13 protein-coding genes and 1 pseudogene are annotated in these 13,493 nt (G+C 74.9%); 7 read left to right on the forward strand and 7 right to left on the reverse strand.

Features of this window, described 5'->3' with window-relative positions; genetic code table 11:
* Positions 1-19 precede the first annotated feature (19 nt).
* Positions 20-286, forward strand: coding sequence for a GlsB/YeaQ/YmgE family stress response membrane protein (locus ACWDRR_RS07680; protein WP_449771257.1), 267 nt, complete (start codon positions 20-22; stop codon positions 284-286).
* 109 nt (positions 287-395) lie between these two features.
* On the opposite strand, the gene ACWDRR_RS07685 is transcribed toward ACWDRR_RS07680, so the two are convergent.
* From ACWDRR_RS07685 to ACWDRR_RS07710, 6 genes and pseudogenes are all read right to left on the reverse strand, one after another.
* Positions 396-1,301, reverse strand: a complete 906-nt coding sequence (locus tag ACWDRR_RS07685) for an ADP-ribosylglycohydrolase family protein (RefSeq protein WP_449771258.1) — start codon at positions 1,299-1,301, stop codon at positions 396-398.
* Between the two features lie 190 nt (positions 1,302-1,491).
* Positions 1,492-2,079 (reverse strand): TetR family transcriptional regulator, encoded by a 588-nt coding sequence (locus tag ACWDRR_RS07690; protein WP_449771259.1) that lies wholly within the window; start codon positions 2,077-2,079, stop codon positions 1,492-1,494.
* 168 nt (positions 2,080-2,247) lie between these two features.
* Positions 2,248-3,243, reverse strand: a complete 996-nt coding sequence (locus ACWDRR_RS07695; protein ID WP_449771459.1) for an aldo/keto reductase — start codon at positions 3,241-3,243, stop codon at positions 2,248-2,250.
* Positions 3,244-3,476: 233 nt separating this feature from the next.
* Positions 3,477-3,950, reverse strand: a pseudogene (locus ACWDRR_RS07700) ((4Fe-4S)-binding protein); the annotation flags it as partial.
* 38 nt (positions 3,951-3,988) lie between these two features.
* The gene (locus tag ACWDRR_RS07705; protein WP_449771260.1) at positions 3,989-4,291 is read right to left on the reverse strand and encodes a GNAT family N-acetyltransferase; all 303 of its coding nucleotides are present in this window, start codon (positions 4,289-4,291) and stop codon (positions 3,989-3,991) included.
* Between the two features lie 48 nt (positions 4,292-4,339).
* Positions 4,340-5,305, reverse strand: coding sequence for a class I SAM-dependent methyltransferase (locus tag ACWDRR_RS07710; protein WP_449771261.1), 966 nt, complete (start codon positions 5,303-5,305; stop codon positions 4,340-4,342).
* A 153-nt stretch (positions 5,306-5,458) separates the two neighbouring features.
* On the opposite strand from ACWDRR_RS07710, the gene ACWDRR_RS07715 reads away from it, so the two are divergent.
* The 3 genes from ACWDRR_RS07715 (at position 5,459) to ACWDRR_RS07725 (ending at position 9,788) form a co-directional block, all read left to right on the forward strand.
* Entirely contained in the window at positions 5,459-6,973 is a 1,515-nt protein-coding gene (locus ACWDRR_RS07715) for a sensor histidine kinase (RefSeq protein ID WP_449771262.1), read from the forward strand.
* Positions 6,970-7,629, forward strand: coding sequence for a response regulator (locus ACWDRR_RS07720; RefSeq protein ID WP_449771263.1), 660 nt, complete (start codon positions 6,970-6,972; stop codon positions 7,627-7,629). Before ACWDRR_RS07715 ends, ACWDRR_RS07720 begins: the two co-directional genes overlap by 4 nt.
* Positions 7,630-8,753: 1,124 nt before the next feature.
* Positions 8,754-9,788: a M20/M25/M40 family metallo-hydrolase gene (locus ACWDRR_RS07725; RefSeq protein WP_449771264.1), complete on the forward strand. Its 1,035-nt coding sequence runs from the start codon at positions 8,754-8,756 to the stop codon at positions 9,786-9,788.
* Between the two features lie 155 nt (positions 9,789-9,943).
* Here ACWDRR_RS07725 and ACWDRR_RS07730 read toward each other — a convergent pair whose 3' ends face one another.
* Positions 9,944-10,480: a winged helix-turn-helix domain-containing protein gene (locus ACWDRR_RS07730; RefSeq protein ID WP_449771265.1), complete on the reverse strand. Its 537-nt coding sequence runs from the start codon at positions 10,478-10,480 to the stop codon at positions 9,944-9,946.
* Positions 10,481-10,992: 512 nt separating this feature from the next.
* Between ACWDRR_RS07730 and def the strand changes: the two genes are divergently transcribed.
* The 3 genes from def (at position 10,993) to paaB (ending at position 13,479) form a co-directional block, all read left to right on the forward strand.
* Entirely contained in the window at positions 10,993-11,682 is a 690-nt protein-coding gene (gene def, locus ACWDRR_RS07735; RefSeq protein ID WP_449771266.1) for a peptide deformylase, read from the forward strand.
* A gap of 433 nt (positions 11,683-12,115) precedes the next feature.
* Positions 12,116-13,189 carry a 1,2-phenylacetyl-CoA epoxidase subunit PaaA gene (gene paaA, locus ACWDRR_RS07740; RefSeq protein WP_449771267.1) on the forward strand — a complete coding sequence of 358 codons (1,074 nt, stop codon included), beginning with the start codon at positions 12,116-12,118 and terminating at the stop codon, positions 13,187-13,189.
* Positions 13,186-13,479: a 1,2-phenylacetyl-CoA epoxidase subunit PaaB gene (gene paaB / locus ACWDRR_RS07745; RefSeq protein WP_449771268.1), complete on the forward strand. Its 294-nt coding sequence runs from the start codon at positions 13,186-13,188 to the stop codon at positions 13,477-13,479. The genes paaA and paaB overlap by 4 nt, the downstream gene beginning before the upstream one ends.
* The last annotated feature ends 14 nt before the right edge of the window (positions 13,480-13,493 follow it).

Below are 13,493 nucleotides of genomic sequence, written 5' to 3' on the forward strand. Positions count from 1 at the left end.
ACGGAGGGTGGGAGGACGCATGGGCATAGTCGCGTGGATCGTGCTGGGTCTGGTGGCAGGGGCACTGGCGAAGCTGCTGCTGCCGGGGAAGGACCCGGGAGGCCTGGTGGTGACCACCCTGATCGGCATCGCCGGGTCCTTCGTCGGGGGCTGGATCTCCTCGCGGATCCTGCACCGGCCGGTGTCGGCGCACTTCTTCGACCTGGCCACCTGGGGCTCGGCGATCGGCGGCGCGCTGGTGCTGCTGATCCTCTACCGGATCTTCTTCGGCAACTCCCGCAGCTGACCGGCCGGTCGGGACCGCCCGATCGGGTCGGTCGGCCGGGTCGGCCGGGTCGGCTGGGTCGGTCTGTCGGTGTCGGCCGGTCGGAGTCGGTCGGCCGGGACCGCGTCATCTACGGTGCGGCCACCCCGGCCGGGAGCTCCTCGCGGGCGTCCAGCCAGCCGGTCGGCACACCGGCGAGGCCGGTCCGGGCGGCGACCACGCCGGCCGCGATCGCACAGGTGGTGTCCATGTCGCCCCACCCCTCCAGGGTGTGCCAGATCGCGTCCGGAAGGGCGTCCAGGCGCGACGCGGCGGACCAGAGGGCGAACGGGACGGTGTCCGGGGCGGAGATCCGGAAGCCGGAGCCGAGGACGTGCGCGGCGTGCCGGACGCTGGTGTGTCCGGGCAGCCGGGCGGCGATCCGCAGGCCGGAGCGGACGTCTCCGTCGGGCAGCCGGTCCGCGACCTCGGTGAGCAACTCGACCCGGCCGGGCGGCTGCTGCCCCCGGCTGCGGGCCGCCAGCGCCGCCGCGAGCGCGACCGCGACGGCGCCCGACACCGCCTCCGGGTGGAAGTGCGTGGTGACCGCCTGCAGTTCGGCCTGCCGGGCGACGGTGTCGAGGTCGTCGGCGAACCAGGCACCGAGCGGGGCGACCCGCATCGCGGCGCCGTTCCCCCAGGACCCCTGGCCGCCGAACTGCTGTGCGGTGACGGCCCGCCAGTCGGCGCCCGCGCCGATCGCGCGCAGCACGCCGTGCATCGACGGCCCGTACTTGCGGCCGTAGGCGGTGGCGTACTCCTCGGCGAACTCGTCTGCCAGCGCGTCCTGGTGGACCTCGCCGCGGTGGAGCAGATGGCGAACCAGGACGAGCGCCATCGCGGTGTCGTCCGTCCAGTGCCAGGGCGCGGGACGGGACAGTCGGGCGGCCAGCGCGGCGGGGGCCTCGTCGACGGGAACGGAGAACCAGCGGTCGCCGAAAGCGTCGCCGAGGGCGAGTCCTTGCAGGCTGTCCAGCGCCGGTTCGGTGGCACGCATGTCGTCCTCCTCGGGGGATCGATCGTGCGCGACAGTCTGCCGGGTGGCGGCCCGGTCGGGCGAACGCTTTCCGGGGGGCGTTCTCGGCCGGTGGGGCGGCGTGGAGCGGTGGGGCGTTCTCTGCTGGTGGGGCGGCGGAGCGAGGTGAGCGAGGGGGCTCGGGCCCGGACGGCGGGCGGCTCAGGCCCGGTCAGCGGGCGAGGAGGCCGCCGAGGAGGAGCTTCCAGAGGGCCTCGAAGCGCTCCGGCGCCTGCGGGTCGGACCACTCGGCCGCGTACGCCGGGTCGTGGAAGTGCGCGGTGGCCTCGAACAGGGCCCGGGCGGTCGGGCCCACCGGGGTCGGCCCGAACTCCTGGGTGTCCACCCCGGCCTGGACGATCCGGCCGATCTGCCCGACCAGGGTGTCGACGTGGGCCTCGACGGTGCTGCTGGTCTCCGCGACCAGCACCAGGTAGGTCGCGAACAGCTGCGGGTCGTCCAGGGCCTTCTTCCGCTTGGCGGCGAACAGCGTCTCCAACCAGCGGTGCAGGCGCTCGACCGCCGGGCCGGGCTCGGCGGCGATGGACGCGAGGCTGTCGTGCGCCTGGTCGAGCCAGCGCTGGGTGACGGCCTCGCGCAGCGCCGCCTTGCTGGGGAAGTGGCGGTAGACGCTGCCGTGGCTGACGCCGAGGGTGCGGGCGACGTCCACCACGGTGGCCTTGGCCGGGCCGAACCGCCTGAGGACCTCCTCCGTCGCGCCCAGGATCTGCTCGGGAGTGAGTGCGCTGTCCGTGGTCACGGGGAGGTACGTCCTAACGGGGTGGTGCGTCCGCCGCCGGGGTGGCGGACGATGCTGCGGCTGACAGGCGGTGCGGTGGCCGGGCGGGCGCCCGCCCGGCGGCGCTGGTGCGGCGCCGCCGGCGAGGCCCGGTCCCGGCGGCGAACCGGCGACCGCCGGAGGTGCCGGTCAGTGCTCGCTGTCGAGGTGGGCCATCTGAGCGGCAGCGTACCTGTCCCCGGCGGCGGACCCGGCGGGGACGGCGGCCTCGATGGCGGCGAGGTCGGCCGCGGTGAGGGTGACGTCCAGGGCGCCGAGGGCCTCGGTGAGCCGGTCGCGGCGCCGGGCGCCGACCAGCGGGACGACGTCCTCGCCGCGCGAGGCGACCCAGGCGATCGCGACCTGGGCGACGCTCGCGCCCCGCTCGGCGGCGACCGCGCGCAGGGCCTCGACCAGGTTGAGGTTGTGGGTCAGGTTGTCGCCCTGGAAACGGGGGCTGTAACCGCGGAAGTCGGTGCCGGCCAGCGCGCGGTCGTTGTTCCAGTGCCCGCTGAGCAGTCCGCGCGAGAGCACGCCGTAGGCGGTGACGCCGATGCCCAGCTCGCGGGCGGTGGGCAGGATCTCGGCCTCGAGGGCACGCGAGAGCAGCGAGTACTCGATCTGCAGGTCGCTGATCGGGTGGACGGCGGCGGCCCGGCGCAGCGTGTCGGCGCCGACCTCGGAGAGGCCGATGTGGCGGACGTAGCCGGCCTTGACGAGGTCGGCGATCGCGCCGACCGTCTCCTCGACCGGGACAGCCGGGTCCAGGCGCGCCGGGCGGTAGACGTCGATGTAGTCGGTGCGCAGGCGGCGCAGCGTGTAGGCGAGGGCGGTCTTGGTGGCGGCCGGGCTCGCGTTGTAGCCGAGCCACTGGCCGTCGGGGCCGCGCTGGGCGCCGAACTTCACGCTGATCTGCACGTTCGCGCGGTCCCGGCCGCGCAGCGCGTCGTGGATCAGCAGCTCGTTGTGGCCCATGCCGTAGAAGTCGCCGGTGTCGAGCAGGGTGACGCCCGCGTCGAGCGCGGCGTGGACGGTGGCGATGCTCTCGGCCTCGTCGGCCGGACCGTAGAGGTCGGACATGCCCATGCAGCCGAGGCCGAGGACGGAGGTGGTGGGGCCGGTGGCGCCGAGCCGGCGCTGGGGGATCCGGGGAGTGGTGGACACGGGGTGCTCCAGGCGGGGTGCGGGGGTGGGGAGGGCGGCGGCCGCGCGGGGCACGGGGGCCTGCCGGGTTCCACTATGGCACGGCCGCTGACAGATTTCAAAGTTTGTCAGCCGTCATCTGTCAGTTGTCACCTGTTACACGCTGTCCGGGCTCGCTGTCCGGGCTCGCTGTCCGGGCCCGCCGGTCGTCGGTGGTGTCGGCGAGTGGTTGCCCGTTACGCACTGTTGCCACCCGGCTGTGCGTCGTCGCTGCCCTGGCCGCCGTCCTGGCCGCTTCCCTGATCGCCCGCCTCGCCGCCGCACGCCCCGCTCCGGTCGCAGTACGGCTGGCCGGCGCTGCTCCCGCACCCGCACAACATCGCCCTCGGCGTCTCCCGGACCTCACCCCCGTCATCCGTCACCCGCAGCTCACCGCGCACCAGCAACCGCCCGTCCGACGTCCGCCGTACCGTCGTCGGCCGCTCCGGAGCCTCCGTCCCGCCGTCCGCCAGTTGATAGGTCAGTGCGCCCGTCGGGCAGCGCCGCACCACCTCGGCGACCAGCCCCGGCTCCGCGCCGTCCGGGCTGATCCACGGCCGCCGCGCCGTGTCGAACACCGACGGCAGGCCGCGCACACACTCGGCCGCATGCCGGCAGACCCGCGGATCGAAGGTCACCGCGATCCCCGCACCCTCGTACGTCCGGGCGCCCTGGCGGCGCGCCCCGGCCTAGTCCCCGCCGGCACCCATCAGTCGCTCACCCGGCTGCGGTTCTCGTAGGCCAGATCCGTGTACTCGGGGTGGCGCAGCATCCAGCCCTTGATGAAGGGGCAGGTCGCCAGCACCGCCAGACCGCGCTCGCGGGCGTCGTCCAGTGCGGCCCGGGCCAGCGCGCCGCCGATCCCCTGCCCCTCGAAGGCCGGCTCGACCACCGTGTGCGGATAGACCACCAGTTGGTCGCTGCGCATGTACTCGGCGAAGCCCGCGAGGGAGTCGTCCACCCAGGCTTCGAAGCGGTTCTCGGCTTCGGCATCGCGTACCGTGACGGTCATTGCAGGCTCCTCGCTGTCGGATACAGAGCCGGGGCCGGCCCCGGTCCATCATCGAGCGCCGATGGTCGCCCCGCCCGTCGGCTCGCCCGGCGCCACGGCTCCGCCCGTGGTCGCTCCGGTCAGTGTTGCACCGCCCGCTGGCGTGCCGGCCGGTATTGCTCCGTCTGCTGTCGCTCTGGTCGGCGATGCTCCCGCCCGCGTTGCACCGCCCGCTGCCTCGCCCCTCGCTGGTGCTCCGCCAGCTGTGCCGGTGGCCGGGACCGGCGTCCGGGCGTCCGCCCCGCCGCCCGGCACGCGCAGCAGATGGGCCTGCGCCGGTGGCAGGTTGCGCCACACCGTCCTGGTGCCCAGCCCGTACGTCGCCTCGAACCGCTGCAACAGCCGCATCACCGCCCGGTGTCGCGCGCCGCGCCGGGGCCCGGACGCCAGCGTCCGCGCAGCAGCCGTGCCCAGGTAGCCGAACCAGGTCAGCTCGCCGCCCGGCACCAGCAGCCGCAGATAGAGCTCCAGGAGGTGTCTGACCTGCGCGGGCTCGAAGTTGGTGAACGGCAGGCCCGAGACGATCACGTCGTACCGCTCGCTCACGGGCCCGCCGCCGTCCGGTGCCGGAGGCCGGCACTCCGGCAGCTCCTCCACCCGGCACTCCGACAGCCGCAGCCCGATCTCCGGACCGCGCCGGGCCAGCTCCGGATCCTGGCGCAGCCGCCCGACGAACCGCGGGTTCGCCTCGACGACGTGCAACCGGTCTCCCGGGCGCAGCACTTGGGCCAGCCGCCGGGTCACCACCCCCGTACCGGCGCCGACCTCCAGGACCGACAGCGGCCGGTCCGGCCGGCTGGTCACCGGAACCACCAGGGCGTTCACCAAGTCCGTCCCGCTCGGCGCCAGTGCGCCCGTACTGTGGAACGTGCGGAACGCCTCGGCGAGGAACAGCAGTCGGTCGCCACCGAGCCGGTTCGGGCCGGAGTCGAAGGGGTGGGAGGGAGCGCGGGGGAACAGCTGATCCGTCGTCATGACATCGACGCTAGGGGTGCCCGCGCCCGTCCGAATCTGTCGATGGGCAACTCCGGACCCCGACGAAAGTCGAGGGTGCCGCTGGTCGTTCGTCAGGGGTCGAGCGCCCTGGACGAGCCCTAGCATCGGCCCAGGCCAACGGGAGGAGACCGCGTGACCACAGGCCGCCCGGACCACCCGAGCCACCGAATCCGCCCGAGCCGCTCGGGCGACACCCACCAGCCCCACCACCCGGACCGCCGACCCGACGACCACCCGGCCCCTCGACCGCCCGCTTCCTGCCCTCCTGTCGCCCTGCTGGGCTGGTACGCCCCCGGCCGCCGCCGGTGGGCGGAGACCTTGCTCCTGCTGGCCGTCCTCGCCCTCATCGCCGAGGAGGGCCTCACCCAGTGGAACAACGCCGACGGCCCCCACCGCGTGCTGCGCACCGCCGCCGCCGGCCTCGCCGCCACGTCCCTCCTGCTCACCCGCCGCCACCCGGTCGCCTCCGCAGTCCTCCCCGTTCTCACCGCAGGGCTCTTCAACCGCGCCTTCCCGGGGCTGTTCAGCGTCTGCCACCTGGCCTCGACCGGCCGCGTCGGCCCCGCCGCGGTCGGTGGTGCCACCATCGCCCTGATCAGCGCGGCCCGGGCCGACTCCCTCGTCGGCTGGGTCGGGACCACCGGCTCGCAACTGCTCATCGAAGCCGCCGCGCTCGCCCTCGGCCTCTGGCTGCACGGCCGCCGCGTCGTGATCGAGACCCTGCGCACCCAGGTCGACGTCCTCCGGCGCGAGCGCGAGCTCCGCGCCGAACAGGCCCGCTCCGCCGAACGCGCCCGGATCGCACGGGAGATGCACGACGTCCTGGCCCACCGCCTCAGCCTGCTCGTGCTGCACGCCGGGGTCCTGCGCGACCAGGCCCGGGCCGGCACGGTCGCCGACGACCCCGACCGGCTCGCCCACCGGCTGGAGCTCCTGCGCACCACCGCCGCCCGCTCGCTCGACGACCTGCGAGACGTTCTCGGCGCACTCCGGGCCGAACCGCAGCCACCGGAGGAGCCCCGTCTGCCCGACGGGACCAGCGCTCCGACCGACCCGCAGGGCCCCGAGGGCGCTTCGTCACGACCCCCGTCCGCCGTCGGACCGCTCGCGTGGCGCCCCTCCCCGTCGCCCGCGCCGATTCCCGCACCCGCCCTGCGCGACCTCACCGAACTCGTCGGGGAGGCCACCGCCGCCGGGCAGACGGTCGAACTCACCCTCGACGGGGACCCGGAGGCGGTTCCCACCACCCACCGCCTGGCCGTCCACCGCCTCGTCCAGGAGGCGCTCACCAACGCCCGCAAGTACGCGCACGCGGCTCCGGTGGCGGTCCGGGTCCGTTACGGCACCCCGGCGACCACCGTCGAGGTACGCAACGGCGCGGGCGGGCCGGCGCCGTCCGGGGCCGGCACCGGTGGCGGGTACGGGCTGGTCGGGCTCGCCGAACGCGTGGGTGCGCTCGGCGGACACTTCGACGCCGGGGCCGACGGCCAGGGCGGATTCCGCCTCGCCGCCCGGCTCCCCTCGCCCGAGCGCCCGCCGCCCCTCCCGGTCCGGCCCGGGCCGCACCCGCCGCCACCGAGGCCGACACCGCTCCCCGTGACCCGGCGACCCCCGTCACCCCAGCCGTCACCGAGCGAGGCCCCGTGATCCGCACCATGGTGGTCGACGACGACGCGTTGGTCCGCCTCGGCCTCGTCGATCTGCTCGCCCAGGACCCAGCGCTCACCGTCGTCGCCGAGGCCGCCGACGGGCTGCAGGCCGTCGAACTCGCCCGCCACCGGCGCGTCGACGTGGCCCTGATGGACATCCGGATGCCCCGGCTCGACGGCATCGCCGCCACCCGACGGCTGCGCGAGCTCCCCGATGCCCCGCGCGTCATCGCGCTGACCACCTTCGACCTCGACGAGTACGTCTACCAGGCACTCGCCGCCGGCGCCGACGGCTTTCTGCTCAAGGACACCCCGCCCGCCGAGATCACCCGCGCCGTCCACATCGTGGCCGCCGGCCAGGGCATGCTGCACCCGGCCGCCGCCCGCCGGCTGATCGACCGCTACCACCGCGCGGGCGCCCCCCGCTCGGTCGCCGCCCGCAGCCGGACGGCCGGACTGACCCCGCGCGAGACGGACGTCCTGCGCGAACTGGCCCGCGGACTCGCCAACGCCGAGATCGGCGCGGTGCTCGGGATGCGCGAGAGCACCGTCAAGGCGCACGTCAGCCGGATCCTCTCCGCGCTCGGTGTCGGCAACCGAGTCCAGGCCGCGCTGCTCGCCCGCGACGCCGGAGTCGTCGATGACCTCGGCTGACGCCGGGGGGCTCGGCCACCCACCGGCGCGCCACCGGACCGGCCAACACTCCACCCACGCGCTCCCACTCGGTCACCTCCACCGCTGCCGCCCCCACCGTGACCGCCCCCACCGTGGGTTCCACCCGACGCCCCACCGTCGCGTCCGAATACCGTTCCCAGCCGTGGCCGACGACCCGCGTCCTGGTACCGAACGCTGAGCTGCTGTCACCCATCCGGCGTGGAAAACCCGCGCCTTGGCCGTTTGCGCTGCCGAACCCGGACGCGGGGTCCATGGTGGAGATGGGCGCGATCCGGCGACCGCGCTCGCGTGCCGATCCAGGCCCGCGCGCCGTGCGCCCGCCGCTGTTCTCCGACGGGCGCCCGAGGCAGGGCCCGGCCCCGGCGCGCTGGGAGCAGGGCCACCTCGCAGGAAACCGAACGGTTCTTCTAGGCTCACATCTCGGCTTCCCTGTGGCGGTGCCGTTGCTGCGCCCGCCGCATCGAAGCCGCCGTCCACGGGGGCTCCGGGCCGACCGGGGCCTCCGGATCGAGCGAGGAGGACGCAATGCCAAGCATGCCGCCCAGCCGTTCCAACGTACTTGGGCCAGACGGGCCGACCTGGCAGGTCGTACGCAGGGCCGGGGCCGCGCGCCCCGGTTGGTCCGGGCACCCGGGCTGGTCCGGCCGGCCGGTCCGGCCGCTGAATACCGGCGGCGGCCGCGGAGGCGAGCGTTGAGTCCCCAAGCCGTCCGGCCGCCGGTCGCGCCGACCATGACCACCGAAGCCGCAAGCACCCCCACGCCCGCCACTTCCCCTGTGATCCTCGCCACAGCAGCGGCTGCGGCCACAGTCGTCGTGGAGGCCGTGCAGGCCGCCCCGGCCCCGGTCGCGACACCAACCACGCCCGCCCCGCCGGCCCGCCCCGTCGCACCCACCCCAACGGCAACCGTGTCGTCGCCCGCTCCGGCTGTCACCGACGGTGACCCCCAATCCGGTCCCACCGCCGCTCTCCCCGGACTGCCCCAGGCCCTCAGCTCCCGCGCTCGTACCCTGGCCGGCGCCGTCCGACGCCGCTGCGCGGACCTTGCCCGAATCGAGTCGCCCAGCGGCGATGCGCCCCGACTCGACGCCCTCGCCGAGGAGTTGACCGCAGGATTCCGCTCCACCGGCGCCACCGCCCGGCGCGAACCCGGCCCCGCCGGTGACCACCTGGTGCTCCAGTGGGACGGCCAGGACGAGAGCCTGCCGCACCTCCTCGTGGTCGGCCACCACGACACCGTCTGGCCCGCCGGCATCCTCAACGACTGGCCGGTCACCGAACAGGACGGCACCCTCAGCGGTCCCGGCGTCGTCGACATGAAGGGCGGACTCGCCGTCCTGGAGGGTGCGTTCGCCCTGCTGGCCGACCTCGGCCAGCGCCCGCACCGCACCGTCCGGCTGGTCGTGGTCTCCGACGAGGAGGTCGGCAGCCCCGACGGAGGGCGCCTGGTCGAGCGCCAACTGCGTGGCGCGGCCGCCGTCCTGGGGCTGGAGCCGCCGCACCCGGACGGCCGGCTCAAGACCGCCCGCCGGGGCAGCACCCGGGTACGGCTCACCGTCACCGGACGGGAGGCGCACGCCGGCAACGACGCCGGCGAGGGCGTCTCCGCCGTGGACGAGCTCGTCGACCAGCTGGTCGCGGTCCGCGGCCTCGCCTGCCAGCCCGGCACCGAGCTCAACGCTGGGCGGATCAGCGGCGGTACCCGGGCCAACGTGGTCGCGGGCCGGGCCGAGGCCGAGCTCGGCCTGCGCTTCTCCACCGGTGAGGCGCAGCGCCGCACGCTCGACAGCCTTGCCCGGCTCACCGCGCTGCGCCCCGGGGCCCGGGTGCGGACGGAGGTGCTGTCCAGTCGGCCGGCGTGGCCGGAGCGCACCGCCAACCCGCTGCTGCGGCACGTCCGATCGCTCGCGGCGGTGCTCGGGCAGCAGCTGGACGGCGGTCCGGCCGGTGGCGCCGGGGACACCAACCTGCCGGGTTCGCGCGGCCTGCCCACACTGGACGGCTTCGGCGCGGTCGGGGCCGGGGCGCACGCCCGGCACGAGCACATCCGGATCGATCAGCTGGCCCCCCGGATCGCGTTGCTGGCGGCGCTCCTCGCCGTACCGCTGCCGCGGCTGCGGGACCGGTCGGAGGGGTGAGCGCGCGGCTGCCGCGGTAGTGGCAGACCGGGCCGGGTGGGCCCGCCGTCCGAAGAAGCTCGGACGGCGGGCCCACCGTCGTTCGGGCTACGGCGTAGTGCCGTTGTGGGCGGGGCCGCCCGGTGGGGAGCGGTGCCCCGTCGACTCAGGTCTGTTCACCGGCCGCCCGGTCGGCCCGCTTCGCTGTCCGGGGCGAGCAGTGGGAAGAGCCGGGTCGTGGCGGCCACCGGGCGGGTGCCGGGTCCGGGGTCGCGCTGCCGGTAGGGGGCGAGCAGGGCGCGGACGGCTGCGCCGAGGTCGGCGAGTTCGTCGGCGGTGAGGTGGAGGACGTCGCTGGAGACCTGGTCCCGCTGCCACTCGGCGGGGGCGAGCGAGCGGTGGGCGAGCCAGCGCCGGTAGTCGGCGTCCTCCAAAGCAATGGCCTGCTCGGGCGCGGATCCGGAGTGGGTCGTTGCGGCGGTGCGGAAGGCCGGCTCCTCGGCCGTCCCCGGGGGCATCAGCGATCCCTCCCACCGCAGTCGCCAGGGGCGGGACCGGCCGTCCCCGGTGGGGGCCTCCTCGATCAGGCCGTAGCGGGCGAGCTGGCGCAGGTGGAACGAGCAGGTGCCGGAGCTCTGGTGCAGCAGCTGGGCCGCCTGGTTGGAGGTGATGCTGCCCCACTCGGCGATGAGGTCCAGCAGGGCGACGCGCACCGCGTGGTGCGGCAGCGGTGCGGGGCTCCGCCGCCACCCTCCCTCGGGCCCGGATCCGGGCCCGGTCGTGGGTCCGCCCCCGACCCCGACAGCGGATCCGAAGCGGGGCCCGGGCCCGGACGGCCCGGGCCCCGACAACCCTGGTCCGGACGACCCGGGCCCGAGGGCGCCGGCAGGCGTGGCGTCGCTCGGAGGCGGGGACGCGGGTGAGGGCGAGCCCGCCCGGGTGCGGGGGGCGTCCGCAGAGTTCTCATCGGTGGTCACTTTGCAAAGATGCTACTTTGCAAAGTGCTTGGCAAGTTCACCGTGTCTGAACGGGTGTCAACGGGGCCATTCCGGTGGCGCATTCCTGTTTGCAAAGAGCAGACTTTGCAAAGTGAGCGGAAGGTCGCGTGCTCTGCGCTCGCGCCGCCCGCCTGCCCACCCGGGTGGGCAGGCGGGCAGGCAGGCAGGCGAGCAGTACGCGACCCGACGAAGAGCGGCGAGCGAAGAGCGGAGAGTGGAGGAACGGGATGGCGGGACAGCTGCAGGCATCGGCGGGCGCGGCGGCGCGCTCGCGCGTACGGGTGCAGGGCGAACCGGTCGCGGGGTACCCGGAGGTGCCGCCGGAGACCTTGCGCGGGGAGGCCCGGCGGATCACCGTCGTCGGGGAGGCGGTGCTGCACCGCAGGTGCCGGGCGGTGACCGAGGAGGAGTTCGGTACGCCGGAGCTGGCGCGGCTCGTGGACGACATGTTCGCCGCGATGTGGGTGGCCGAGGGGGTCGGGCTGGCGGCCAACCAGATCGGGGTGGACCTCCAGGCCTTCGTCTGGGACTGCCTCGACGAGGGCGGCGTGCGGCACGTCGGCCACATCCTCAACCCGGTGCTGGACGAGCCTGCGGCCGGCGCGCGCAGGCTGGTCGGGGCGGAGGAGGGCTGCCTGTCCGTCCCCGGCCCGTACGTGGAGCTGGACCGCCCGGACGTCGCCGTGGTCCGCGGTCGTGATCTGGAGGGCCGCCCGCTGGTCGTCGAGGGCCACGGCTACTTCGCCCGCTGCCTCCAGCACGAGACCGACCACCTCTACGGCAGCCTCTACATCGACCGCCTCTCGCACCGCGGCCGCCGTGCCGCGCTGCGGCGCATGGAGGACCGCAAGGAGCAGGTCTTCGCCAAGCGCGCCACCCGCGCCGAGGAGCTGGGCCGCCTTCGGGACGGTCGGTAGAGCCGGCGGTCGCCCCGCCTGTCGGCCGGCCGACAGGCGGGGCGGTGGAGACCGTCGCCCATCGGACGCGGGCCAAGGGGGAACACCCCAGGGGCCCGCGTCCGGGTCGGGGCGGACCCGCCCTGCCCGACCCCTCCAGCGCTCGTCCCTGCTTCCTTCGCCACTGGCACCGCCGTGCCCGGTCGCACGAGCCCGTACGACCCCGCCGCCCCGGCCACCCGCCCGCGGAACAGGCCCTGCCGACCTGCGGCGGCCCGGTTCCCTTGTCACGGCGCCGCCTCACCGCGCACAATGGTACCGACCGAACGGTCAGTCGGTTGCCGTGAGGGCGGCGACCGAGCCCGGCACGACGCGCTGCCGGACGCCGGTGCACCGGACCCCGGAGCACCGGCTGCCGGGCGCGCGACGCAGGGACAGGACGTGAGAGGGGCCCGTGGTGACAACAGAGGTGGCCGAACCGGTCCCCGCGCAGACGCAGGAGGAGCTGTTCGAGGCGGTCGTCGCCGCCGAGCAGCGGATCGAGCCCCGGGACTGGATGCCCGACGCCTACCGGGCCACCCTGATCCGCCAGATCGCCCAGCACGCCCACTCCGAGATCATCGGCATGCAGCCCGAGGGCAACTGGCTCACCCGCGCCCCGTCGCTGCGCCGCAAGGCGATCCTGCTCGCCAAGGCCCAGGACGAGGCCGGCCACGGCCTCTACCTCTACGCCGCCGCCGAGACCCTCGGCGTGGACCGGGCGGAGCTGACCGAGAAGCTGATCTCCGGTCGCCAGAAGTACTCCTCGATCTTCAACTACCCGACCCTCACCTTCGCCGACGTCGGCGTGATCGGCTGGCTGGTCGACGGCGCCGCGATCTGCAACCAGGTGCCGCTCTGCCGGTGCAGCTACGGTCCGTACGCCCGCGCGATGGTCCGGATCTGCAAGGAGGAGTCCTTCCACCAGCGCCAGGGCTACGAACTGCTGATGACACTGATGCGCGGCACCGAGGCGCAGCGGCGGATGGTCCAGGACGCGGTGGACCGCTGGTGGTGGCCGTCGCTGATGATGTTCGGCCCCTCGGACGCGGACTCGCCGAACACCGCCCGCTCGATGGGCTGGCGGATCAAGCGGCACACCAACGACGAACTCCGCCGGCGCTTCGTCGACATGACCGTCCCGCAGGCGGAGCACCTCGGTGTCACCCTCCCCGACCCCGAGCTGCGGTGGAACGAGGACCGCGGCGGCTGGGACTTCGGCGAGCCGGACTGGTCCGAACTGACCCGGGTCATCCAGGGCCAGGGCCCGTGCAACGCCCAGCGGGTCGACCGCCGCCGCGCCGCCCACGAGGACGGCGCCTGGGTCCGCGAGGCCGCCACCGCCTACGCGCAGAAGCGCCGGGCGGAGAGCGGCGCGCCGAGTCGCCCGCAGGACCACGCCCGGCCGCAGCACCCCGCCCGCCCGCAGCACCCGGCCCCGAGCGGGCAGACCGCGCCGAGCGCGCAGAGCGAGGAGAACGGAAAGTGACCGAGTCCAAGGCCGGCTGGCCGCTCTACGAGGTGTTCGTGCGCCCGAGGCGCGGGCTGAACCACGTCCACGTCGGCTCGCTGCACGCGGCCGACGACCGGATGGCCCTGCTCGCCGCCCGGGACCTCTACACCCGGCGCAACGAGGGCGTCAGCCTCTGGGTGGTCCCCTCCGTCGCGATCACCGCCTCCACCCCCGACGAGCGCGACCCGTTCTTCGCCCCCAGCGGCGACAAGGTCTACCGTCACCCGACCTTCTACGACATCCCCGAGGATGTCCCGCACATCTGACGGGGAGCAGCACA

It is taken from the genome of Kitasatospora sp. NPDC003701, assembly GCF_053587085.1.

Coding starts and splice junctions, on each gene's coding strand:
- ACWDRR_RS07680 (WP_449771257.1), top strand. CDS start 20: ATGGGCATAGTCGCGTGGATCGTGCTGGGTCTGGTGGCAGGGGCACTG.
- ACWDRR_RS07685 (WP_449771258.1), bottom strand. CDS start 1,301: ATGCGTGCCACCGAACCGGCGCTGGACAGCCTGCAAGGACTCGCCCTC.
- ACWDRR_RS07705 (WP_449771260.1), bottom strand. CDS start 4,291: ATGACCGTCACGGTACGCGATGCCGAAGCCGAGAACCGCTTCGAAGCC.
- ACWDRR_RS07710 (WP_449771261.1), bottom strand. CDS start 5,305: ATGACGACGGATCAGCTGTTCCCCCGCGCTCCCTCCCACCCCTTCGAC.
- def (WP_449771266.1), top strand. CDS start 10,993: ATGGCGGGACAGCTGCAGGCATCGGCGGGCGCGGCGGCGCGCTCGCGC.